This window comes from Streptococcus agalactiae, assembly GCF_949788565.1.
Taxonomy (GTDB): domain Bacteria; phylum Bacillota; class Bacilli; order Lactobacillales; family Streptococcaceae; genus Streptococcus; species Streptococcus agalactiae.
Map to the genome: position 1 here is coordinate 1 of NZ_OX460931.1, position 23729 is coordinate 23729.

Sequence of the window (23729 nt, forward strand, 5' to 3'; positions counted from 1 at the left end):
ATGACGGAAAACGAACAACTATTTTGGAATAGAGTACTAGAGCTATCTCGTTCTCAAATAGCACCAGCAGCTTATGAATTTTTTGTTCTAGAGGCTAGACTCCTCAAAATTGAACATCAAACTGCAGTTATTACTTTAGATAACATTGAAATGAAAAAGCTATTCTGGGAACAAAATTTGGGGCCTGTTATCCTAACAGCTGGTTTTGAAATTTTCAATGCTGAAATTACAGCTAACTATGTCTCAAACGATTTACATTTACAAGAAACTAGTTTTTCTAACTATCAGCAATCTAGCAATGAAGTAAATACTTTACCAATTAGAAAAATCGACTCTAATCTTAAAGAGAAATATACTTTTGCTAATTTTGTTCAAGGAGATGAAAATAGATGGGCTGTTTCAGCATCAATTGCTGTAGCTGATAGTCCTGGCACGACTTATAATCCTCTATTTATCTGGGGGGGACCTGGTCTAGGAAAGACGCATCTACTAAATGCTATTGGAAATCAAGTTTTAAGAGATAATCCAAACGCGAGGGTTTTATACATCACTGCTGAGAATTTTATTAATGAATTTGTCAGTCATATTCGTTTAGATTCGATGGAAGAATTAAAAGAAAAGTTTCGCAACTTGGACTTACTCCTGATTGATGATATTCAGTCGCTTGCTAAGAAAACCTTAGGGGGAACCCAAGAGGAGTTCTTCAATACTTTCAATGCTTTACATACAAACGATAAACAAATCGTATTGACCAGTGACCGAAATCCAAATCAATTAAATGATCTAGAAGAACGTCTAGTCACGCGCTTTAGTTGGGGACTCCCAGTAAATATCACACCACCTGATTTTGAAACACGAGTTGCTATTTTAACCAATAAAATTCAAGAATATCCTTATGATTTTCCTCAAGATACCATTGAATACTTAGCAGGAGAATTCGATTCCAACGTACGTGAATTAGAAGGAGCCTTGAAAAATATTAGTCTAGTTGCTGACTTTAAGCATGCTAAAACTATTACAGTAGATATAGCTGCAGAAGCTATCAGAGCACGTAAAAATGACGGTCCTATTGTTACTGTTATTCCTATAGAAGAAATTCAAATACAAGTTGGTAAATTCTATGGCGTAACTGTAAAAGAGATAAAAGCAACTAAAAGAACACAAGATATTGTCCTTGCAAGGCAGGTAGCCATGTACTTAGCTCGTGAGATGACAGATAACAGTCTCCCCAAAATAGGTAAAGAATTTGGGGGACGAGATCACTCAACTGTTCTCCACGCTTATAATAAAATAAAAAATATGGTTGCTCAAGATGACAACTTACGAATTGAGATAGAAACTATCAAAAATAAAATCAGGTAGGCTTTGTGGATAAGTATCAGAAAAACACGAGACTTTTCCACAGGTTGTGAACAAGTTATTTTCCTTATGAATACTAAAGTTATAATACTTATTCACAACTTTAACAGGACCTACTATTACTACTAAATTTATACTAATATATAAAGGATATACTATGATTCATTTTTCAATAAATAAAAATTTCTTCTTGCATGCTCTAACAGTAACCAAACGAGCTATTAGTCATAAAAATGCGATTCCAATCCTTTCAACTGTTAAAATAGAAGTGACTAGAGATGCTATCATTTTAACGGGGTCAAATGGACAAATTTCAATTGAAAATACTATTCCTGCTTCAAATGAAAATGCAGGTTTACTAGTAACGAATCCAGGCTCTATTTTGTTAGAAGCTGGTTTCTTTATTAATATTATTTCAAGTTTGCCAGATGTAACTTTAGAATTTACAGAGATTGAACAACATCAAATTGTTCTTACTAGTGGAAAATCAGAGATTACTTTGAAAGGTAAGGATGTCGATCAATACCCTCGTCTGCAGGAAATGACAACAGATACTCCATTAACATTAGAAACTAAACTGTTAAAATCAATTATTAATGAAACTGCTTTTGCTGCTAGCCAACAAGAAAGCCGTCCAATCTTAACAGGTGTTCATTTGGTTATCAGTCAAAATAAATACTTTAAGGCTGTTGCGACAGATTCACACCGTATGAGTCAACGCACTTTCCAATTAGAGAAATCGGCTAATAATTTTGATTTGGTTGTTCCAAGTAAATCCCTTCGAGAATTTTCGGCTGTTTTTACAGATGATATTGAAACTGTAGAGGTTTTCTTCTCAGATAGTCAAATGTTATTTAGAAGTGAAAATATCAGCTTCTATACATGTTTGCTTGAAGGAAACTACCCTGATACTGATCGCCTCCTAACTAATCAGTTTGAAACCGAAATTATCTTTAATACAAATGCTTTACGCCATGCTATGGAACGTGCTTATTTAATTTCGAATGCAACTCAGAACGGTACTGTTCGTTTAGAAATTCAAAATGAAACAGTCTCAGCTCATGTAAACTCTCCAGAAGTTGGTAAAGTTAATGAGGAATTGGATACTGTTAGCCTTAAAGGTGATAGTTTAAATATTAGTTTTAATCCAACTTACCTAATTGAATCTTTAAAAGCAGTAAAAAGCGAAACAGTTACGATTCGATTTATTTCTCCAGTACGTCCATTTACTTTGACACCTGGTGAAGATACTGAAGATTTCATACAATTAATAACTCCTGTTCGTACTAACTAAATAAGAAAACTACCCAAGAATAACTTGGGTAGTTTTCTTATTCTAAGATATGCTATAATGATGAGTAATATGACTCTATATATAATAGCTAACCCCCATGCTGGTAATAAAAATGCCTCCACTATTGTTGGTCAAATTCAGGAGCTTTATCATACTGAAGATATTTCTGTGTTCTATACAGAACAGAAAGATGATGAAAAAAAACAAGTCATTAATATACTAAGGTCTTTTAAAGAAAGTGATCATCTAATGATTATAGGAGGAGATGGTACCTTATCAAAAGTAATGACTTATCTCTCCCAACATATTCCGTGCGCTTATTATCCTGTTGGTTCGGGAAATGATTTTGCCAGAGCTTTGAAAATTCCTAACCTCAAAGAAACCCTTACCGCTATTCAGACAGAAAGATTAAAGGAAATTAATTGCTTTATTTATGATAAAGGGTTGATTTTGAATAGTTTAGATTTAGGTTTTGCAGCCTATGTCGTTTGGAAAGCATCTAACTCTAAAATAAAAAATATTTTGAATAGATATCGTCTAGGAAAAATAACTTACATTGTTATAGCTATCAAATCATTATTACATTCTTCTAAAGTACAAGTATTAGTGGAAGGAGAGACAGGACAGCAGATAAAACTAAATGACCTTTATTTTTTCGCATTAGCAAATAACACTTATTTTGGAGGTGGCATTACTATTTGGCCTAAAGCAAGTGCTTTAACTGCAGAGTTAGATATGGTTTACGCTAAAGGGCATACTTTTCTAAAACGATTAAGTATTTTATTATCTTTGGTTTTTAAAAAGCATACTACCTCTAAAAGTATAAAACACCAGACTTTCAAAGCTATGACCGTATATTTTCCTAAAGATAGTTTGATTGAAATAGATGGCGAAATAGTTGAGTTAGATCAGATTAGTTTAAAATGTCAAAAAAGGTATTTATATATGTAAGGAGAAAAGATGTATCAAGTTGGATCACTTGTTGAAATGAAAAAACCTCATGCTTGTGTAATTAAAGAAACTGGTAAAAAGGCTAATCAATGGAAGGTACTGAGAGTAGGAGCTGATATTAAAATTCAGTGTACTAACTGTCAGCATGTGATTATGATGAGTCGTTATGATTTTGAGCGAAAATTGAAAAAAGTACTGCAACCATGAAAGTCCTTTTAAACCAATAATTATAGCTATATTTGCAACCAATACTTTCCTAAATAATTGCTAGTATGCTGTTGGAAAATTAGCTATTCTAATGTTATCGAAAGAAGAAAGGTGGCCATTGACAATGACGAAAGTTGCAGAACAGTTGTTTATTTTTCGAAATATTATTCGATCTCTACTAATTATCTTAGCTATATTAACTTTCTTATAAGCTCTAGGTCTTCCCTTTGTTTCGGAGTGGATAATTTAAATGAGGGTGAAAGAGTGGCATAATGATAAGCAAATCTGAAATTTTCTTACCATCATACCGCTTTTTCTTCTATTTTTTGATATAATAGTCTTGATTGAAATTTGAATGGAGACTCACTAAATGGCTTTAACAGCAGGTATTGTAGGCTTACCAAATGTTGGTAAATCAACTTTATTTAACGCAATTACAAAAGCAGGAGCAGAAGCTGCTAATTATCCTTTTGCGACTATTGATCCCAATGTTGGTATGGTAGAGGTACCAGATGAGCGTCTGCAAAAATTGACAGAATTGATTACGCCTAAAAAAACAGTTCCGACAACCTTTGAATTTACTGATATTGCAGGTATTGTTAAAGGTGCTTCGAAGGGGGAAGGTCTAGGAAATAAATTTTTAGCTAATATTCGTGAAGTGGATGCTATTGTTCATGTGGTACGTGCTTTTGATGATGAAAATGTTATGCGTGAACAAGGTCGTGAGGATGCCTTCGTTGATCCTATAGCAGATATTGATACTATTAATCTTGAATTAATCTTAGCTGATTTAGAGTCAATCAATAAACGTTATGCGCGTGTTGAAAAAATGGCACGAACTCAAAAAGATAAAGAATCAGTAGCAGAGTTCAATGTTTTACAAAAGATTAAACCTGTTTTGGAAGATGGGAAATCAGCTCGTACCATTGAGTTTACAGAAGAGGAAGCAAAAGTTGTTAAAGGTCTCTTTTTATTAACAACTAAACCTGTTTTATATGTTGCTAATGTTGATGAGGACAAAGTAGCTGATCCTGATGATATCGACTATGTTAATCAAATTCGTGCATTTGCAGAAACAGAGAGTGCAGAAGTAGTTGTGATTTCTGCTCGAGCTGAAGAAGAAATATCTGAACTTGATGATGAAGATAAGTTAGAATTTTTAGAAGCTATTGGATTAACAGAATCTGGTGTTGATAAATTAACACGAGCTGCCTATCATCTTTTAGGCCTTGGAACTTACTTTACTGCTGGTGAAAAAGAGGTTCGCGCTTGGACGTTTAAGCGTGGTATAAAAGCTCCACAAGCTGCTGGTATTATCCATTCAGATTTTGAAAGAGGTTTTATTCGTGCAGTAACGATGTCATATGATGACCTTATTCAATATGGATCTGAAAAAGCAGTAAAAGAAGCTGGCCGGTTACGTGAAGAAGGAAAAGAGTATATTGTTCAAGATGGCGATATCATGGAATTCCGTTTCAATGTCTAGTAGTAAATAATCAATTTGTTAACTTTTAGGTTAAGGATATTGTTATTATCCTTAACCATTTTTGCGTTTTAATGGAGAAGATAATGGTAAAAATGATTGTTGGATTAGGAAATCCAGGAAGTAAATATAATGATACAAAACATAATATTGGATTTATGGCTGTTGACAGAATTGTAAAAAACCTTGACGTCAACTTTACAGAAGATAAAAATTTTAAAGCAGAGATAGGTAGTGATTTTATCAACGGTGAAAAAATTTATTTTATCAAACCAACTACTTTTATGAATAACAGTGGTATTGCGGTAAAAGCCCTGCTTACTTACTACAACATTTCTATTAAGGATATGATTATCATATATGATGATTTAGACATGGAAGTCGGTAAAATACGTTTTCGTCAAAAAGGATCTGCTGGGGGACATAATGGTATCAAGTCTATTATTGCTCATTTAGGTACTCAAGAATTTGATCGTATTAAAGTAGGTATAGGACGTCCGAATGGACGTATGACAGTTATTAATCATGTTCTAGGGAAGTTTGATAAAAATGATGAAATTATGATATTAAATACCCTTGATAAGGTTGACAATGCTGTCAATTATTATTTACAGACGAATGATTTTCAAAAAACAATGCAGAAATACAACGGTTTAAAATGAATATTATAGAATTATTTAGCCAAAATAAAGTGGTGCGGACATGGCACTCTGGATTAGTAACTAATAGTCGCCAATTAGTTATGGGGTTTTCAGGAGCAAGTAAAGCTATTGCCATAGCATCAGCCTACGAGAAGTTATCTAAAAAAATTATGGTAGTCACTGCCACTCAAAATGATTCTGATAAATTATCAAGTGATATATCAAGTTTAATTGGAGAAGATAATGTTTATCAATTTTTTGCTGATGACGTTCCTGCAGCAGAGTTTATTTTCTCTTCATTAGATAAATCAATTTCACGACTCAGTGCCCTGAGGTTTCTAAAAGATCCAGAAAAAAACGGTGTTTTGATTACTAGTATCAGTGGTTTAAGGTTACTATTACCAAATCCGGAAGTTTTCTCGAAAAGTCAATATAAGTTTGAAATCGGTCAAGAATGTTATTTAGATAAATTGAGTAAGAACCTAGTCAATTTAGGCTATCAGAAAGTTTCTCAAGTATTTAGTCCTGGTGAATTTAGCCAAAGAGGAGATATTTTAGATATTTTTGAGATGACACAAGAATATCCTTATCGCTTGGAATTCTTCGGAGATGAAATAGATGGCATCAGGCAGTTTGATATTGACACTCAAAAGTCTCTTAAACAATTAGAGTCAGTACAGATTTCGCCAGCAGATGATATTATTTTACAAGATGCAGATTTCGAGCGTGCAAAGAAAAAACTTGAGGGCTATCTAGTAACAGCTAGTGAGGTACAACGCGCCTATTTGAGCGAGGTTTTATCTACAACTGAGAATCATTTTAAGCACTCAGATATTCGTCGTTTTCTAAGTATCTTTTATGAAAAAGAATGGGGAATATTAGACTATATTCCTGAGGGAACTCCACTTTTTGTTGATGATTTTCAAAAAATTGTAGATCGAAATGCTAAGTTAGATTTAGAAATAGCTAGCCTTCTGACGGAAGATTTACAACAAGGCAAGTCTCATTCTAGTTTGAACTATTTTTCAGATCCTTATAAGCAATTAAGACAATACCAACCAGCAACCTTCTTTTCAAATTTCCACAAAGGATTAGGAAATCTGAAATTTGATAAACTTCATCATTTTACTCAATATGGAATGCAAGAATTTTTTAATCAATTTCCATTGTTGGTCGATGAAATCAATCGTTATAAGAAATCTGGAGCGACAGTACTGTTGCAAGTAGATTCTCAAAAAGGTTTAAATCTCCTTCAAGAAAACTTAAAAGAATATGGGTTAGATTTAATCATTTCAGATAAAAACGATATCGTTCCAAAGGAGTCACAACTTATTGTTGGGCATCTTTCAAATGGTTTTTATTTTGCAGATGAGAAAATTGTTCTGATTACTGAACGTGAGATTTATCATAGGCGTGTTAAAAGGAAAATTAGACGCAGTAATATTAGTAATGCAGAACGTCTAAAAGATTATAATGAACTTTCAGTTGGCGATTATGTTGTTCATAATGTTCATGGCGTAGGAAAATTTTTAGGTATTGAAACAATTGAGATACAAGGTATTCATCGTGATTATCTGACTATTCAATATCAAAATGCTGATCGTATCTCTATCCCCGTAGAACAAATTGAACTTCTAACAAAATATGTCTCTGCAGATGGCAAAGAGCCTAAAATTAATACGTTAAATGATGGTCGCTTCAAAAAAGCAAAACAGAGAGTTGCAAAGCAAGTAGAAGATATTGCTGATGATTTGTTGAAACTTTATGCAGAGCGTAGTCAATTACAAGGATTTGCATTTTCTCCTGACGATAATATGCAAAATGACTTTGATAATGATTTTGCATATGTAGAGACAGAGGATCAATTGCGGTCGATAAAAGAAATTAAACAGGATATGGAAGGTAATCGTCCGATGGATCGATTATTGGTTGGAGACGTTGGTTTTGGTAAGACAGAGGTTGCTATGCGTGCGGCTTTCAAAGCTGTCAATGACCATAAACAAGTTGCTGTTTTAGTCCCAACAACAGTTCTAGCTCAGCAGCATTTTGAAAATTTTAAAGAACGTTTTAGTAATTATCCTGTTACAGTTGATGTACTTAGTCGTTTTCGTAGCAAAAAAGAACAAACAGATACACTAAAAAGATTATCTAAGGGCCAAGTTGATATTATTATTGGAACACATCGGCTTCTCTCTCAAGATGTTGTATTTTCGGATTTAGGGTTAATAGTTATTGATGAGGAACAGCGATTTGGTGTAAAGCATAAAGAAAAGTTAAAAGAATTAAAAACAAAAGTTGATGTCTTAACTTTGACAGCGACCCCAATACCTAGAACATTACATATGTCAATGCTTGGCATTAGAGACTTATCAGTCATTGAAACACCTCCAACTAATCGTTATCCTGTGCAGACTTACGTTTTGGAGACAAATCCTGGTTTAGTTAGAGAAGCTATTATTCGTGAGATAGACAGAGGAGGACAGGTTTTTTATGTTTACAATAAAGTTGACACTATTGAACAGAAAGTTTCAGAACTTCAGGAGTTAGTACCAGAAGCTAGTATTGGTTTTGTTCATGGTCAAATGTCTGAAATTCAATTAGAAAATACATTAATAGACTTTATCAATGGAGATTACGATGTTTTAGTTGCAACGACAATAATTGAGACAGGAGTCGATATTTCAAATGTTAATACCCTCTTTGTTGAAAATGCAGATCATATGGGCTTGTCAACCCTTTATCAATTAAGAGGCCGTGTGGGTAGAAGTAATCGCATTGCTTATGCTTACCTTATGTACAGACCTGATAAAGTTTTAACAGAAATTTCTGAGAAAAGACTAGATGCAATCAAAGGGTTTACAGAATTGGGATCTGGTTTTAAAATAGCGATGCGTGATTTATCTATACGTGGTGCAGGAAATATTTTAGGAGCTTCACAAAGTGGTTTTATTGATTCGGTTGGATTCGAGATGTATTCACAGCTTCTAGAGCAAGCGATTGCCACCAAACAAGGGAAATCATTAATTCGTCAAAAAGGTAATGCTGAATTAGCCTTACAAATTGACGCCTATTTACCAGCAGAATATATATCAGATGAGCGCCAAAAAATAGAAATATATAAGCGTATTCGTGAATTAGAAACTAGGGCTGATTATGAAGCCTTACAAGATGAGTTAATAGATCGTTTTGGAGAATATCCTGATCAAGTTGCATACCTTTTAGAAATAGGACTTTTAAAAGCTTATCTGGACCTTGCCTTTACTGAATTAGTAGAAAGAAAAGGTAATGAAATAAGCATCCTATTTGAAAAAGCATCTTTGAAGTATTTTTTAACTCAAGATTATTTTGAAGCACTATCAAAAACTCAACTTAAGGCTAGAATTAGCGAAACAAATGGTAAGATGGAAGTTGTTTTTAATATCAAACATAAGAAAAATTATGAAATTATTGAAGAACTTCTAAAATTTGCCGAATGTTTTATCAAGATTAAGTCACGTAAACCAGTAGAAGAATAACTAAGTGAAATGTTGCAAGGAAATTTGGATACTCTTTTAGAAAATGTTTGGTTCAAGAAGAATAGTACGAGCAACATTATGTTTCACGTCAAACATCTCAACTTTTGAAAGACATAAATATTTTTAGAGGTTATTAAAATAGAAGTTTTTTACTTGATATTTGAGAGAATTAAGAGAGCTATTAGCTCTCTTTTTGTTACATTATATTGACAAATATTATCAGTTCAGATATTTTTCAAAAAAAATGCTAAAATAGTAGAGTTAATTTAGATAGAAGGATGTGATCATCAGTGAGATTAGACAAGTATCTAAAAGTGTCGCGTATCATTAAGCGTCGTCCCGTTGCTAAAGAAGTTGCAGACAAAGGACGTGTCAAGGTGAATGGCGTATTAGCAAAGTCATCAACTGACCTAAAGCTTAATGACCAAGTTGAAATTCGTTTTGGTAATAAATTGTTGACCGTTAAAGTATTAGAAATGAAAGATAGCACTAAGAAAGAAGATGCTATCAAGATGTATGAAATTATTAATGAAACAAGGATAGAAACAGATGAGCAAGCCTAATGTTGTTCAGTTAAATAATCAATATATTAACGATGAGAATCTAAAAAAACGTTACGAAGCTGAGGAGTTACGCCGAAAAAATCGTTTAATGGGTTGGGTTCTTATTTTTGTCATGCTTTTATTTATTTTACCCACTTATAATTTAGTTAAGAGTTACAGAACTTTACAAGAACGTCGTCAAGAAGTTGTAAAATTAACGAAAGACTATCAGACATTAACTAATAGAACTGAGAACCAGAAGTTACTAGCAAAACAACTAAAAAATCCAGATTACGTTCAAAAATATGCTCGAGCTAAGTATTATTTCTCTAAGACCGGCGAAATGATTTACCCATTACCAGACCTTTTACCAAAATAATTATGAATAATTTAATTGAAACAATAGAACATTTTCTAGCCTACTCGGATGACAAACTAGAAGAGTTAGCTGATAAGAATTATCAACTTAGGCAAACAATTGTAGAAAAAGAAAAGATTGAGAGCAGAGAAAAGTAATGAAGAAAGTTTTAACCTTCTTATTATGTAGCTTATATTTTGTATCAATCCCAGCTATAAGTACCGAGGAGCCATTAACGCTTTCTCAAAATAGACGATACGCCTTAACTCAGACAGTTGTGGATAAGGAAATGTATTTTGATGCTATTCCAGAGAGACCAACTACAAAAATTGAAATAAGCAGTTTTCAAGATGAAGCTTTAACCATAACAGGAGAGACTTTAGTTCCAAATACTTTATTGTCGATTGTTTCTCTTACAATTAATTCAAATGGAATTCCAGTATTTACTTTGTCCAATGGACAGTTCATAAAGGCTAGTCGTGAAGCTATTTTTAATGATTTAGTTTCTAAGCAGCAATCTGTCTCATTGGATTATTGGTTAAAACCTTCTTTTGTGACTTATGAAGCACCTTACACAAATGGTGTTAGTGAAGTTAAAAATAATTTAAAACCTTATTCCAGAGTGCATTTAGTAGAACAAGCAGAAACAGAACATGGTATTTATTATAAAACGGACAGTGGTTTTTGGATATCAGTAGAAGATCTATCGGTTGCTGATAATCGTATGGCTAAGGTTCAAGAAGTATTATTGGAAAAATATAATAAAGATAAATATGGTATATACATCAAACAATTAAATACACAGACAGTAGCTGGTATTAATATTGATAGGTCAATGTACTCTGCAAGTATTGCAAAATTAGCAACACTTTATGCTAGCCAAGAGCAAGTAAAATTAGGAAAACTGTCATTGGACAGCAAATTTGAATACAAAGATAATGTTAATCAATTTCCTAATAGCTATGATCCAAGTGGTAGTGGGAAATTAGAGAAAAAAGCTGATCATAAATTATATACCGTTAAGGAGTTACTTGAAGCAACTGCCAAGGAATCAGATAATGTTGCAACAAATATGCTAGGTTATTATGTCAATAATCAATACGATTCAATGTTTCAAACACAAGTAGACACAATTTCTGGTATGCACTGGGATATGAAAAAACGCCAGATTTCTCCACAAGCTGCGGGTAAAATGATGGAAGCAATTTATTATCAAAATGGAGATATTGTTAATTACCTATCAAAGACTGATTTTGATAATACAAGAATCCCTAAAAATATACCAGTTAAAGTAGCACATAAAATTGGAGATGCTTATGACTACAAACATGATGCGGCTATTGTTTATGCAGAACAACCTTTTATTATGATTATCTTTACGGATAAATCATCTTACGATGATATCACTAAGATTGCTGACGACGTTTACCAGGTTTTAAAATAATATGTATAACACTATTTTGAAAGATACCTTATCCAAAGGGTTATTTACCGCTCATCAGAAAGTTCTAATTGCTGTTTCTGGTGGCATTGATTCAATAAATTTGTTGCAATTTTTATACCAGTATCAAAAAGAGTTATCAATTAGTATTGGTATTGCACACATAAATCATGGACAGCGAAAAGAATCAGAAAAAGAAGAAGAATATATCAGACAGTGGGGACAGATACATGATGTCCCTGTCTTTATCTCTTATTTTCAAGGAATATTTTCAGAAGATAGAGCACGTAACCATCGCTACAATTTTTTTTCAAAAGTTATGCGTGAAGAAGGTTACACGGCTTTAGTAACAGCTCACCATGCTGATGATCAAGCTGAAACTGTATTTATGAGAATTTTAAGAGGAAGCAGGCTACGCTATTTATCAGGGATTAAGCAAGTGAGTGCTTTTGCAAACGGTCAATTGATTAGACCATTTCTTCCATATAAAAAGGAGTTATTACCAAATATTTTTCATTTTGAAGATGCTAGCAATGCTTCGTCTGATTATTTAAGAAATCGAATAAGAAACGTCTACTTTCCTGCTTTGGAAAGAGAAAATAATCAATTGAAAGATTCTCTCATAACTCTCTCTGAGGAAACAGAGTGTTTATTCACGGCTTTAACAGACCTAACAAGGAGCATCGAAGTAACAAACTGCTATGATTTTTTAAGGCAAACTCATTCTGTCCAAGAATTTTTATTGCAAGATTACATTAGCAAATTTCCAGATTTACAAGTGAGTAAAGAACAGTTCAGAGTAATATTAAAATTGATTAGAACTAAAGCCAATATTGACTATACTATTAAATCGGGCTATTTTCTTCATAAGGATTACGAGAGTTTTCATATTACAAAAATCCATCCTAAGACGGATAGTTTTAAGGTTGAAAAAAGATTAGAATTGCATAATATACAAATATTCTCACAATATTTATTTTCCTATGGAAAATTCATTTCTCAAGCAGACATTACTATTCCTATTTATGATACTTCTCCGATTATTTTAAGGAGAAGAAAAGAAGGGGATAGGATATTTTTAGGAAATCACACTAAAAAAATTCGCCGTCTATTTATTGATGAGAAAATAACTCTAAAAGACAGAGAAGAAGCTGTTATTGGGGAGCAAAATAAAGAGTTGATATTTGTGATTGTTGCAGGTAGAACATATTTGAGAAAACCTTCTGAACATGATATAATGAAGGGCAAACTTTATATTGAAAATTTAGAAAAAAGGTGACATCATGCTTGAAAATGATATAAAAAAAGTTTTATATTCAGAAGAAGATATTATTCTGAAAACGAAAGAATTAGGAGCTAAATTAACTGCAGATTATGCAGGTAAGAATCCATTATTAGTAGGTGTATTAAAGGGGTCAGTGCCTTTTATGGCTGAACTATTAAAGCATATTGATACACATGTTGAAATTGATTTTATGGTTGTTTCAAGCTATCACGGTGGTACAACTAGTAGTGGAGAAGTTAAAATTTTAAAAGATGTTGATACTAACATTGAAGGAAGAGATGTAATCTTTATTGAAGACATCATTGATACTGGACGTACATTAAAATACCTTCGAGATATGTTTAAGTATCGCCAAGCTAACTCTGTCAAAGTTGCAACCCTTTTTGATAAGCCAGAAGGGCGATTGGTAGATATTGATGCTGATTACGTTTGTTACGATATCCCAAATGAATTTATTGTGGGATTCGGTTTAGACTATGCTGAAAACTATCGTAACTTACCTTATGTCGGTGTGTTAAAAGAAGAAATTTACTCAAAATAGAAAAAAGGTACTCTCTTAAACTATGAAAAATAATAAAAATAATGGTTTTCTGAAAAATTCCTTTATTTACATATTATTGATTATTGCGGTTATTACAACCTTTCAATACTATTTAAAAGGAACTAGCTCTCAAAACCAGCAAATTTCTTATACAAAACTTGTTAAACAATTAAAAGCTGGAGAAATTAAGTCTATTTCATACCAGCCAAGTGGTGGTGTTGTTGAAGTTAGTGGGACATATAAGAAAGCCAAAACAATTAAATCAGCTAATAGTTTTACTTTTCTAGGTGGTAGTGTTGCTACTAAAGTTACAGGATTTAATTCTGTTATACTACCAAATGACTCTTCAATAAAATCTCTTGTTAGCGCTGCTGAAGAAAATAACACTAATATTCAGGTCAAACATGAAAGTTCAAGTGGGACATGGATTTCTTATATTGCCAGTTTTTTACCTTTAGTTATCATGATTGGTTTCTTTATGATGATGATGAACCAAGGCGGTGGCGGTGGCGCTCGTGGTGCCATGAGCTTTGGTAAAAATAAAGCAAGATCATCTAGTAAAGATGAGGTTAAAGTTCGATTTTCAGATGTTGCTGGAGCAGAGGAAGAAAAGCAAGAATTAATAGAAGTCGTTGACTTCCTTAAAGATCCTAAACGATATAAATCTCTAGGTGCCCGAATTCCAGCAGGGGTTCTATTAGAAGGACCTCCAGGGACAGGTAAAACCCTATTAGCAAAAGCTGTTGCCGGTGAAGCAGGGGTTCCATTCTTTAGTATTTCCGGTTCAGATTTTGTTGAAATGTTTGTCGGTGTTGGAGCTAGTCGAGTACGCTCTTTGTTTGAAGACGCTAAAAAAGCTGAACGTGCTATTATTTTCATTGATGAAATTGATGCTGTTGGACGTCGACGTGGAGCTGGTATGGGTGGCGGAAACGATGAACGTGAACAAACGCTCAACCAACTTTTAATTGAAATGGATGGTTTTGAAGGAAACGAAAGTATTATCGTTATCGCTGCTACCAACCGTAGTGATGTGTTAGATCCCGCATTACTGCGTCCAGGACGTTTTGATAGAAAAGTTCTAGTTGGACAACCTGATGTAAAAGGTCGTGAAGCAATTCTGAGAGTACATGCTAAAAATAAACCATTAGCAGATAATGTTGACTTAAAAGTAGTAGCTCAACAAACCCCAGGATTTGTTGGTGCTGATTTGGAGAATGTTCTCAATGAAGCTGCTTTAGTTGCTGCGCGACGAAATAAAAAAGTTATTGATGCTTCAGATATTGATGAAGCAGAAGACCGTGTAATTGCCGGTCCTTCTAAAAAAGATCGTACTATTTCTGAAAGAGAAAGAGCTATGGTTGCTTACCATGAAGCTGGGCACACAATTGTCGGTTTGATTCTTTCAAATGCGCGAGTAGTTCATAAAGTTACTATCGTACCACGTGGTCGTGCAGGTGGATATATGATTGCTTTACCTAAAGAAGATCAAATGCTTCTTTCAAAAGATGATATGAAAGAGCAATTAGCAGGTCTTATGGGAGGACGTGTAGCGGAAGAAATTATTTTCAACGCTCAGACAACAGGTGCCTCTAATGACTTCGAACAAGCCACTGCCATGGCCCGCGCTATGGTGACTGAATATGGTATGAGTGAGAAACTTGGCCCAGTCCAATACGAAGGTAACCACGCAATGATGGCTGGTCAAATGTCACCTGAAAAATCATATTCTGCTCAAACTGCACAACTTATTGATGATGAAGTTCGTCACCTTCTTAATGAAGCACGTAATAAGGCAGCTGATATTATCAACGAAAACCGCGATACTCATAAATTAATTGCAGAAGCCCTCTTAAAATATGAGACTCTTGATGCTGCTCAGATTAAGTCAATTTTCGAGACAGGTAAAATGCCTGAGACAGAAAATGATGAAGATAAAGCAAGAGCGTTATCATACGATGAAATAAAAGAAAAAATGCAAGAAGAAGATAAAAAATAAGTCATCATATATTTTTAAAGAACTTTATAAATTTCAAACACCCTTCAAATTTAGATAAAATTTGAGGGGTGTTTTTATGAAGATGAAGTTTAAATTTGTGAATCAAGAAGATGAAATATGAACATGACAACGGTAAAAATGCTATCCATTAATCAACTATAGAAGGTTAGTTACTATAAATAATATTAACTTTTAAAAAATAAAAGAAAAAATACAAAAATAGTATTGACAGGAAGTAGAAATATTTAGTATAATGAATAAGTTGTCTCAAGAGAGCAGTTTCTATTAGCGCGTAGTTAACAACTTAAAAAAAGTAGTTGACAAAGCAGAATAAGTTTGCTAGAATATAGAAGTTGTCTCAAGAGAGGCAAAGACCTTTGAAAACTGAACAAGACGAACGAATGTGCAGGGTGGATTTACATTGTAAATCCGTCAATGACAAAAAAACAATAAATCTGTCAGCGAGACAGAAAAGAGCAAAGCTCAAACTTTTAATGAGAGTTTGATCCTGGCTCAGGACGAACGCTGGCGGCGTGCCTAATACATGCAAGTAGAACGCTGAGGTTTGGTGTTTACACTAGACTGATGAGTTGCGAACGGGTGAGTAACGCGTAGGTAACCTGCCTCATAGCGGGGGATAACTATTGGAAACGATAGCTAATACCGCATAAGAGTAATTAACACATGTTAGTTATTTAAAAGGAGCAATTGCTTCACTGTGAGATGGACCTGCGTTGTATTAGCTAGTTGGTGAGGTAAAGGCTCACCAAGGCGACGATACATAGCCGACCTGAGAGGGTGATCGGCCACACTGGGACTGAGACACGGCCCAGACTCCTACGGGAGGCAGCAGTAGGGAATCTTCGGCAATGGACGGAAGTCTGACCGAGCAACGCCGCGTGAGTGAAGAAGGTTTTCGGATCGTAAAGCTCTGTTGTTAGAGAAGAACGTTGGTAGGAGTGGAAAATCTACCAAGTGACGGTAACTAACCAGAAAGGGACGGCTAACTACGTGCCAGCAGCCGCGGTAATACGTAGGTCCCGAGCGTTGTCCGGATTTATTGGGCGTAAAGCGAGCGCAGGCGGTTCTTTAAGTCTGAAGTTAAAGGCAGTGGCTTAACCATTGTACGCTTTGGAAACTGGAGGACTTGAGTGCAGAAGGGGAGAGTGGAATTCCATGTGTAGCGGTGAAATGCGTAGATATATGGAGGAACACCGGTGGCGAAAGCGGCTCTCTGGTCTGTAACTGACGCTGAGGCTCGAAAGCGTGGGGAGCAAACAGGATTAGATACCCTGGTAGTCCACGCCGTAAACGATGAGTGCTAGGTGTTAGGCCCTTTCCGGGGCTTAGTGCCGCAGCTAACGCATTAAGCACTCCGCCTGGGGAGTACGACCGCAAGGTTGAAACTCAAAGGAATTGACGGGGGCCCGCACAAGCGGTGGAGCATGTGGTTTAATTCGAAGCAACGCGAAGAACCTTACCAGGTCTTGACATCCTTCTGACCGGCCTAGAGATAGGCTTTCTCTTCGGAGCAGAAGTGACAGGTGGTGCATGGTTGTCGTCAGCTCGTGTCGTGAGATGTTGGGTTAAGTCCCGCAACGAGCGCAACCCCTATTGTTAGTTGCCATCATTAAGTTGGGCACTCTAGCGAGACTGCCGGTAATAAACCGGAGGAAGGTGGGGATGACGTCAAATCATCATGCCCCTTATGACCTGGGCTACACACGTGCTACAATGGTTGGTACAACGAGTCGCAAGCCGGTGACGGCAAGCTAATCTCTTAAAGCCAATCTCAGTTCGGATTGTAGGCTGCAACTCGCCTACATGAAGTCGGAATCGCTAGTAATCGCGGATCAGCACGCCGCGGTGAATACGTTCCCGGGCCTTGTACACACCGCCCGTCACACCACGAGAGTTTGTAACACCCGAAGTCGGTGAGGTAACCTTTTAGGAGCCAGCCGCCTAAGGTGGGATAGATGATTGGGGTGAAGTCGTAACAAGGTAGCCGTATCGGAAGGTGCGGCTGGATCACCTCCTTTCTAAGGATAAGGAAACCTGCCATTTGTGTCTTGTTTAGTTTTGAGAGGTCTTGTGGGGCCTTAGCTCAGCTGGGAGAGCGCCTGCTTTGCACGCAGGAGGTCAGCGGTTCGATCCCGCTAGGCTCCATTGAATCGAAAGATTCAAATTGTTCATTGAAAATTGAATATCTATATCAAATTCCACGATCTAGAAATAGATTGTAGAAAGTAACAAGAAAATAAACCGAAAACGCTGTGAATATTTAATGAGTTTTCTAGTTTTAAAGAAACTAGGTTAATAAGGTTAAGTTAATAAGGGCGCACGGTGGATGCCTTGGCACTAGAAGCCGAAGAAGGACGTGACTAACGACGAAATGCTTTGGGGAGCTGTAAGTAAGCGCTGATCCAGAGATGTCCGAATGGGGGAACCCACTAGTTAATGACTAGTATCCATATCTGTTAAGGATATGAGAAGGAAGACGCAGTGAACTGAAACATCTAAGTAGCTGCAGGAAGAGAAAGCAAAAGCGATTGCCTTAGTAGCGGCGAGCGAAACGGCAGGAGGGCAAACCGAAGTGTTTACACTTCGGGGTTGTAGGACTGCGATATAGGATTAATCATTATAGAAGAATTACCTGGGAAGGTAAGCCAAAGAGAGTAACAGCCTCGTATTTAAAATGATAGATTAACCTTAGCAGTATCCTGAGTACGGCGAGACACGCGAAATCTCGTCGGAATCTGGGAGGACCATCTCCCAACCCTAAATACTCTCTAGTGACCGATAGTGAACCAGTACCGTGAGGGAAAGGTGAAAAGCACCCCGGGAGGGGAGTGAAATAGAACCTGAAACCGTGTGCCTACAACAAGTTCGAGCCCGTTAATGGGTGAGAGCGTGCCTTTTGTAGAATGAACCGGCGAGTTACGATATGATGCGAGGTTAAGTTGAAGAGACGGAGCCGTAGGGAAACCGAGTCTTAATAGGGCGTCATAGTATCATGTTGTAGACCCGAAACCATGTGACCTACCCATGAGCAGGTTGAAGGTGAGGTAAAACTCACTGGAGGACCGAACCAGGGCACGTTGAAAAGTGCTTGGATGACTTGTGGGTAGCGGAGAAATTCCAAACGAACTTGGAGATAGCTGGTTCTCTCCGAAATAGCTTTAGGGCTAGCGTCGATGTTAAGTCTCTTGGAGGTAGAGCACTGTTTGGGTGAGGGGTCCATCCCGGATTACCAATCTCAGATAAACTCCGAATGCCAACGAGATATAATCGGCAGTCAGACTGCGAGTGCTAAGATCCGTAGTCGAAAGGGAAACAGCCCAGACCACCAGCTAAGGTCCCAAAATATATGTTAAGTGGAAAAGGATGTGGGGTTGCACAGACAACTAGGATGTTAGCTTAGAAGCAGCTATTCATTCAAAGAGTGCGTAATAGCTCACTAGTCGAGTGACCCTGCGCCGAAAATGTACCGGGGCTAAAACATATTACCGAAGCTGTGGATGACACAAAAGTGTCATGGTAGGAGAGCGTTCTATGTGTGAAGAAGGTGTACCGTGAGGAGCGCTGGAACGCATAGAAGTGAGAATGCCGGTATGAGTAGCGCAAGACAGGTGAGAATCCTGTCCACCGTAAGACTAAGGTTTCCAGGGGAAGGCTCGTCCGCCCTGGGTTAGTCGGGACCTAAGGAGAGACCGAAAGGTGTATCCGATGGACAACAGGTTGATATTCCTGTACTAGAGTATATAGTGATGGAGGGACGCAGTAGGCTAACTAAACCAGACGATTGGAAGTGTCTGGTCAAACAGTGAGGTGTGATATGAGTCAAATGCTTATATCTTTAACATTGAGCTGTGACGAGGAGCGAAGTTTAGTAGCGAAGTTAGTGATGTCACACTGCCAAGAAAAGCTTCTAGCGATACATATACTCTACCCGTACCGCAAACCGACACAGGTAGTCGAGGCGAGTAGCCTCAGGTGAGCGAGAGAACTCTCGTTAAGGAACTCGGCAAAATGGCCCCGTAACTTCGGGAGAAGGGGCGCTGATTTTAGATCAGCCGCAGTGAATAGGCCCAAGCAACTGTTTATCAAAAACACAGCTCTCTGCTAAATCGTAAGATGATGTATAGGGGGTGACGCCTGCCCGGTGCTGGAAGGTTAAGAGGAGTGCTTAGCGTAAGCGAAGGTATGAATTGAAGCCCCAGTAAACGGCGGCCGTAACTATAACGGTCCTAAGGTAGCGAAATTCCTTGTCGGGTAAGTTCCGACCCGCACGAAAGGCGTAATGATTTGGGCACTGTCTCAACGAGAGACTCGGTGAAATTTTAGTACCTGTGAAGATGCAGGTTACCCGCGACAGGACGGAAAGACCCCATGGAGCTTTACTGCAGTTTGATATTGAGTATCTGTACCACATGTACAGGATAGGTAGGAGCCTATGATAACGGGACGCCAGTTTCGTTTGAGGCGTTGTTGGGATACTACCCTTGTGTTATGGCTACTCTAACCCAGATAGGCAATCCCTATCGGAGACAGTGTCTGACGGGCAGTTTGACTGGGGCGGTCGCCTCCTAAAAGGTAACGGAGGCGCCCAAAGGTTCCCTCAGACTGGTTGGAAATCAGTCGTAGAGTGTAAAGGTATAAGGGAGCTTGACTGCGAGAGCTACAACTCGAGCAGGGACGAAAGTCGGGCTTAGTGATCCGGTGGTTCCGTATGGAAGGGCCATCGCTCAACGGATAAAAGCTACCCTGGGGATAACAGGCTTATCTCCCCCAAGAGTTCACATCGACGGGGAGGTTTGGCACCTCGATGTCGGCTCGTCGCATCCTGGGGCTGTAGTCGGTCCCAAGGGTTGGGCTGTTCGCCCATTAAAGCGGCACGCGAGCTGGGTTCAGAACGTCGTGAGACAGTTCGGTCCCTATCCGTCGCGGGCGTAGGAAATTTGAGAGGATCTGCTCCTAGTACGAGAGGACCAGAGTGGACTTACCGCTGGTGTACCAGTTGTCTTGCCAAAGGCATCGCTGGGTAGCTATGTAGGGAAGGGATAAGCGCTGAAAGCATCTAAGTGCGAAGCCCACCTCAAGATGAGATTTCCCATGATTTTATATCAGTAAGAGCCCTGAGAGATGATCAGGTAGATAGGTTAGGAGTGTAATTGTGGTGACACATTTAGCGGACTAATACTAATAGCTCGAGGACTTATCCAAAAAGAGATATTGACAACGTTACGGTTTCTTGTTAGACTATAGATATTCAATTTTGAGTGAATAAGACTCAATAGTTAAGTGATAATTGCCTAGGAGATACACCTGTTCTCATGCCGAACACAGAAGTTAAGCCCTAGAACGCCGGAAGTAGTTGGGGGTTGCCCCCTGTGAGATAAGGTAGTCGCTTAGCAAAGGGAGTTTAGCTCAGCTGGGAGAGCATCTGCCTTACAAGCAGAGGGTCAGCGGTTCGATCCCGTTAACTCCCATAGGTCCCGTAGTGTAGCGGTTATCACGTCGCCCTGTCACGGCGAAGATCGCGGGTTCGATTCCCGTCGGGACCGTAGACTCGTTAGCTCAGTTGGTAGAGCAATTGACTTTTAATCAATGGGTCACTGGTTCGAGCCCAGTACGGGTCATTTAGAAATGCGGGTGTGGCGGAATTGGCAGACGCACCAGATTTAGGATCTGGCGCTTAACGGCGTGGGGGTTCAAGTCCCTTCACCCGCATTAGTAGATTGCCGGCTTAGCTCAGTTGGTAGAGCATCTGATTTGTAATCAGAGGGTCGCGTGTTCAAGTCATGTAGCCGGCATTACAATTTTATAGGATAAATAGTGTCTTTAGTGCGAACGTAGTTCAGTGGTAGAACATCACCTTGCCAAGGTGAGGGTCGCGGGTTCGAACCCCGTCGTTCGCTTGTTAGAGGCCGGGGTGGCGGAACTGGCAGACGCACAGGACTTAAAATCCTGCGATGGTAAACATCGTACCGGTTCGATTCCGGTCCTCGGCATATAATATTTAGCACCCTTAGCTCAACTGGATAGAGTACCTGACTACGAATCAGGCGGTTAGAGGTTCGACTCCTCTAGGGTGCATATTTTTCGGGAAGTAGCTCAGCTTGGTAGAGTACTTGGTTTGGGACCAAGGTGTCGCAGGTTCGAATCCTGTCTTCCCGATGGATATATTTTTATGATATATCATTAGACCTTTGAAAACTGAACAAGACGAACGAATGTGCAGGGTGGATTTACATTGTAAATCCGTCAATGACAAAAAAACAATAAATCTGTCAGCGAGACAGAAAAGAGCAAAGCTCAAACTTTTAATGAGAGTTTGATCCTGGCTCAGGACGAACGCTGGCGGCGTGCCTAATACATGCAAGTAGAACGCTGAGGTTTGGTGTTTACACTAGACTGATGAGTTGCGAACGGGTGAGTAACGCGTAGGTAACCTGCCTCATAGCGGGGGATAACTATTGGAAACGATAGCTAATACCGCATAAGAGTAATTAACACATGTTAGTTATTTAAAAGGAGCAATTGCTTCACTGTGAGATGGACCTGCGTTGTATTAGCTAGTTGGTGAGGTAAAGGCTCACCAAGGCGACGATACATAGCCGACCTGAGAGGGTGATCGGCCACACTGGGACTGAGACACGGCCCAGACTCCTACGGGAGGCAGCAGTAGGGAATCTTCGGCAATGGACGGAAGTCTGACCGAGCAACGCCGCGTGAGTGAAGAAGGTTTTCGGATCGTAAAGCTCTGTTGTTAGAGAAGAACGTTGGTAGGAGTGGAAAATCTACCAAGTGACGGTAACTAACCAGAAAGGGACGGCTAACTACGTGCCAGCAGCCGCGGTAATACGTAGGTCCCGAGCGTTGTCCGGATTTATTGGGCGTAAAGCGAGCGCAGGCGGTTCTTTAAGTCTGAAGTTAAAGGCAGTGGCTTAACCATTGTACGCTTTGGAAACTGGAGGACTTGAGTGCAGAAGGGGAGAGTGGAATTCCATGTGTAGCGGTGAAATGCGTAGATATATGGAGGAACACCGGTGGCGAAAGCGGCTCTCTGGTCTGTAACTGACGCTGAGGCTCGAAAGCGTGGGGAGCAAACAGGATTAGATACCCTGGTAGTCCACGCCGTAAACGATGAGTGCTAGGTGTTAGGCCCTTTCCGGGGCTTAGTGCCGCAGCTAACGCATTAAGCACTCCGCCTGGGGAGTACGACCGCAAGGTTGAAACTCAAAGGAATTGACGGGGGCCCGCACAAGCGGTGGAGCATGTGGTTTAATTCGAAGCAACGCGAAGAACCTTACCAGGTCTTGACATCCTTCTGACCGGCCTAGAGATAGGCTTTCTCTTCGGAGCAGAAGTGACAGGTGGTGCATGGTTGTCGTCAGCTCGTGTCGTGAGATGTTGGGTTAAGTCCCGCAACGAGCGCAACCCCTATTGTTAGTTGCCATCATTAAGTTGGGCACTCTAGCGAGACTGCCGGTAATAAACCGGAGGAAGGTGGGGATGACGTCAAATCATCATGCCCCTTATGACCTGGGCTACACACGTGCTACAATGGTTGGTACAACGAGTCGCAAGCCGGTGACGGCAAGCTAATCTCTTAAAGCCAATCTCAGTTCGGATTGTAGGCTGCAACTCGCCTACATGAAGTCGGAATCGCTAGTAATCGCGGATCAGCACGCCGCGGTGAATACGTTCCCGGGCCTTGTACACACCGCCCGTCACACCACGAGAGTTTGTAACACCCGAAGTCGGTGAGGTAACCTTTTAGGAGCCAGCCGCCTAAGGTGGGATAGATGATTGGGGTGAAGTCGTAACAAGGTAGCCGTATCGGAAGGTGCGGCTGGATCACCTCCTTTCTAAGGATAAGGAAACCTGCCATTTGTGTCTTGTTTAGTTTTGAGAGGTCTTGTGGGGCCTTAGCTCAGCTGGGAGAGCGCCTGCTTTGCACGCAGGAGGTCAGCGGTTCGATCCCGCTAGGCTCCATTGAATCGAAAGATTCAAATTGTTCATTGAAAATTGAATATCTATATCAAATTCCACGATCTAGAAATAGATTGTAGAAAGTAACAAGAAAATAAACCGAAAACGCTGTGAATAT

Annotated in this window: 14 protein-coding genes, 11 tRNA genes, 4 rRNA genes and 1 pseudogene; all 30 read left to right on the plus strand. The window is 38.6% G+C overall.

Translation table 11 applies throughout. The features are described 5' to 3' along the window. Window positions 1-1362, plus strand: a 1362-nt coding sequence (gene dnaA / locus QOR44_RS00005) for a chromosomal replication initiator protein DnaA (RefSeq protein WP_000138202.1), incomplete at its 5' end; no start/stop codon positions are given. 154 nt (window positions 1363-1516) lie between these two features. Next, complete coding sequence (gene dnaN, locus QOR44_RS00010) at window positions 1517-2653, plus strand: DNA polymerase III subunit beta (protein ID WP_283572653.1); 1137 nt, start codon at window positions 1517-1519, stop codon at window positions 2651-2653. A gap of 57 nt (window positions 2654-2710) precedes the next feature. Next, a complete protein-coding gene (locus QOR44_RS00015) occupies window positions 2711-3604 on the plus strand; it encodes a diacylglycerol/lipid kinase family protein (protein WP_181432722.1) in 894 nt (297 codons plus the stop codon). A 9-nt stretch (window positions 3605-3613) separates the two neighbouring features. After that, entirely contained in the window at window positions 3614-3811 is a 198-nt protein-coding gene (locus QOR44_RS00020; protein ID WP_000285199.1) for a DUF951 domain-containing protein, read from the plus strand. Between the two features lie 106 nt (window positions 3812-3917). Continuing rightward, window positions 3918-4022 (plus strand): annotated as a pseudogene (locus tag QOR44_RS10285) (DNA-binding protein); the annotation flags it as partial. A 159-nt stretch (window positions 4023-4181) separates the two neighbouring features. Continuing rightward, the gene (gene ychF / locus QOR44_RS00030; RefSeq protein WP_001218689.1) at window positions 4182-5297 is read left to right on the plus strand and encodes a redox-regulated ATPase YchF; all 1116 of its coding nucleotides are present in this window, start codon (window positions 4182-4184) and stop codon (window positions 5295-5297) included. Window positions 5298-5380: 83 nt separating this feature from the next. Beyond that, window positions 5381-5956: an aminoacyl-tRNA hydrolase gene (gene pth / locus QOR44_RS00035; RefSeq protein ID WP_000240201.1), complete on the plus strand. Its 576-nt coding sequence runs from the start codon at window positions 5381-5383 to the stop codon at window positions 5954-5956. Continuing rightward, complete coding sequence (mfd, locus tag QOR44_RS00040; protein WP_017647260.1) at window positions 5953-9450, plus strand: transcription-repair coupling factor; 3498 nt, start codon at window positions 5953-5955, stop codon at window positions 9448-9450. The genes pth and mfd overlap by 4 nt, the downstream gene beginning before the upstream one ends. Window positions 9451-9740: 290 nt before the next feature. Further along, on the plus strand, window positions 9741-10013 hold the full coding sequence (locus QOR44_RS00045) for an RNA-binding S4 domain-containing protein (protein ID WP_001234967.1): 273 nt from the start codon (window positions 9741-9743) through the stop codon (window positions 10011-10013). Beyond that, window positions 10000-10371 carry a septum formation initiator family protein gene (locus tag QOR44_RS00050; protein WP_000042845.1) on the plus strand — a complete coding sequence of 124 codons (372 nt, stop codon included), beginning with the start codon at window positions 10000-10002 and terminating at the stop codon, window positions 10369-10371. The genes QOR44_RS00045 and QOR44_RS00050 overlap by 14 nt, the downstream gene beginning before the upstream one ends. 2 nt (window positions 10372-10373) lie before the next feature. Next, entirely contained in the window at window positions 10374-10508 is a 135-nt protein-coding gene (locus QOR44_RS00055; RefSeq protein ID WP_001061058.1) for an SP_0009 family protein, read from the plus strand. Further along, complete coding sequence (locus tag QOR44_RS00060) at window positions 10508-11794, plus strand: serine hydrolase (RefSeq protein ID WP_000757205.1); 1287 nt, start codon at window positions 10508-10510, stop codon at window positions 11792-11794. The genes QOR44_RS00055 and QOR44_RS00060 overlap by 1 nt, the downstream gene beginning before the upstream one ends. Before the next feature lies 1 nt (window position 11795). Then, window positions 11796-13070: a tRNA lysidine(34) synthetase TilS gene (gene tilS / locus QOR44_RS00065; RefSeq protein ID WP_000282855.1), complete on the plus strand. Its 1275-nt coding sequence runs from the start codon at window positions 11796-11798 to the stop codon at window positions 13068-13070. A gap of 4 nt (window positions 13071-13074) precedes the next feature. After that, on the plus strand, window positions 13075-13617 hold the full coding sequence (hpt, locus tag QOR44_RS00070; protein ID WP_000892188.1) for a hypoxanthine phosphoribosyltransferase: 543 nt from the start codon (window positions 13075-13077) through the stop codon (window positions 13615-13617). A 22-nt stretch (window positions 13618-13639) separates the two neighbouring features. Further along, window positions 13640-15616 (plus strand): ATP-dependent zinc metalloprotease FtsH, encoded by a 1977-nt coding sequence (gene ftsH, locus QOR44_RS00075; protein WP_000794527.1) that lies wholly within the window; start codon window positions 13640-13642, stop codon window positions 15614-15616. A gap of 490 nt (window positions 15617-16106) precedes the next feature. After that, window positions 16107-17655 (plus strand): 16S ribosomal RNA (locus QOR44_RS00080). Between the two features lie 54 nt (window positions 17656-17709). After that, window positions 17710-17782: transfer RNA gene (locus QOR44_RS00085), tRNA-Ala, on the plus strand. A 154-nt stretch (window positions 17783-17936) separates the two neighbouring features. After that, a 23S ribosomal RNA gene (locus QOR44_RS00090) occupies window positions 17937-20839 on the plus strand. A 74-nt stretch (window positions 20840-20913) separates the two neighbouring features. Then, window positions 20914-21029 (plus strand): 5S ribosomal RNA (gene rrf / locus QOR44_RS00095). A gap of 3 nt (window positions 21030-21032) precedes the next feature. Next, window positions 21033-21105, plus strand: a tRNA-Val gene (locus QOR44_RS00100). A gap of 2 nt (window positions 21106-21107) precedes the next feature. After that, window positions 21108-21180 (plus strand) — tRNA-Asp (locus tag QOR44_RS00105). Window positions 21181-21182: 2 nt separating this feature from the next. Further along, a tRNA-Lys gene (locus QOR44_RS00110) sits at window positions 21183-21255 on the plus strand. A 9-nt stretch (window positions 21256-21264) separates the two neighbouring features. Further along, window positions 21265-21346 (plus strand) — tRNA-Leu (locus QOR44_RS00115). A 10-nt stretch (window positions 21347-21356) separates the two neighbouring features. Continuing rightward, a tRNA-Thr gene (locus QOR44_RS00120) sits at window positions 21357-21429 on the plus strand. 33 nt (window positions 21430-21462) lie between these two features. Then, window positions 21463-21534: transfer RNA gene (locus tag QOR44_RS00125), tRNA-Gly, on the plus strand. An 8-nt stretch (window positions 21535-21542) separates the two neighbouring features. Further along, window positions 21543-21627: transfer RNA gene (locus QOR44_RS00130), tRNA-Leu, on the plus strand. A gap of 11 nt (window positions 21628-21638) precedes the next feature. Then, a tRNA-Arg gene (locus QOR44_RS00135) sits at window positions 21639-21712 on the plus strand. A 7-nt stretch (window positions 21713-21719) separates the two neighbouring features. Beyond that, window positions 21720-21793, plus strand: a tRNA-Pro gene (locus QOR44_RS00140). Between the two features lie 145 nt (window positions 21794-21938). Further along, a 16S ribosomal RNA gene (locus QOR44_RS00145) occupies window positions 21939-23487 on the plus strand. The 16S, 23S and 5S rRNA genes sit together here with 11 tRNA genes alongside, the layout of an rRNA operon. 54 nt (window positions 23488-23541) lie before the next feature. Further along, window positions 23542-23614, plus strand: a tRNA-Ala gene (locus QOR44_RS00150). Window positions 23615-23729 lie beyond the last annotated feature (115 nt).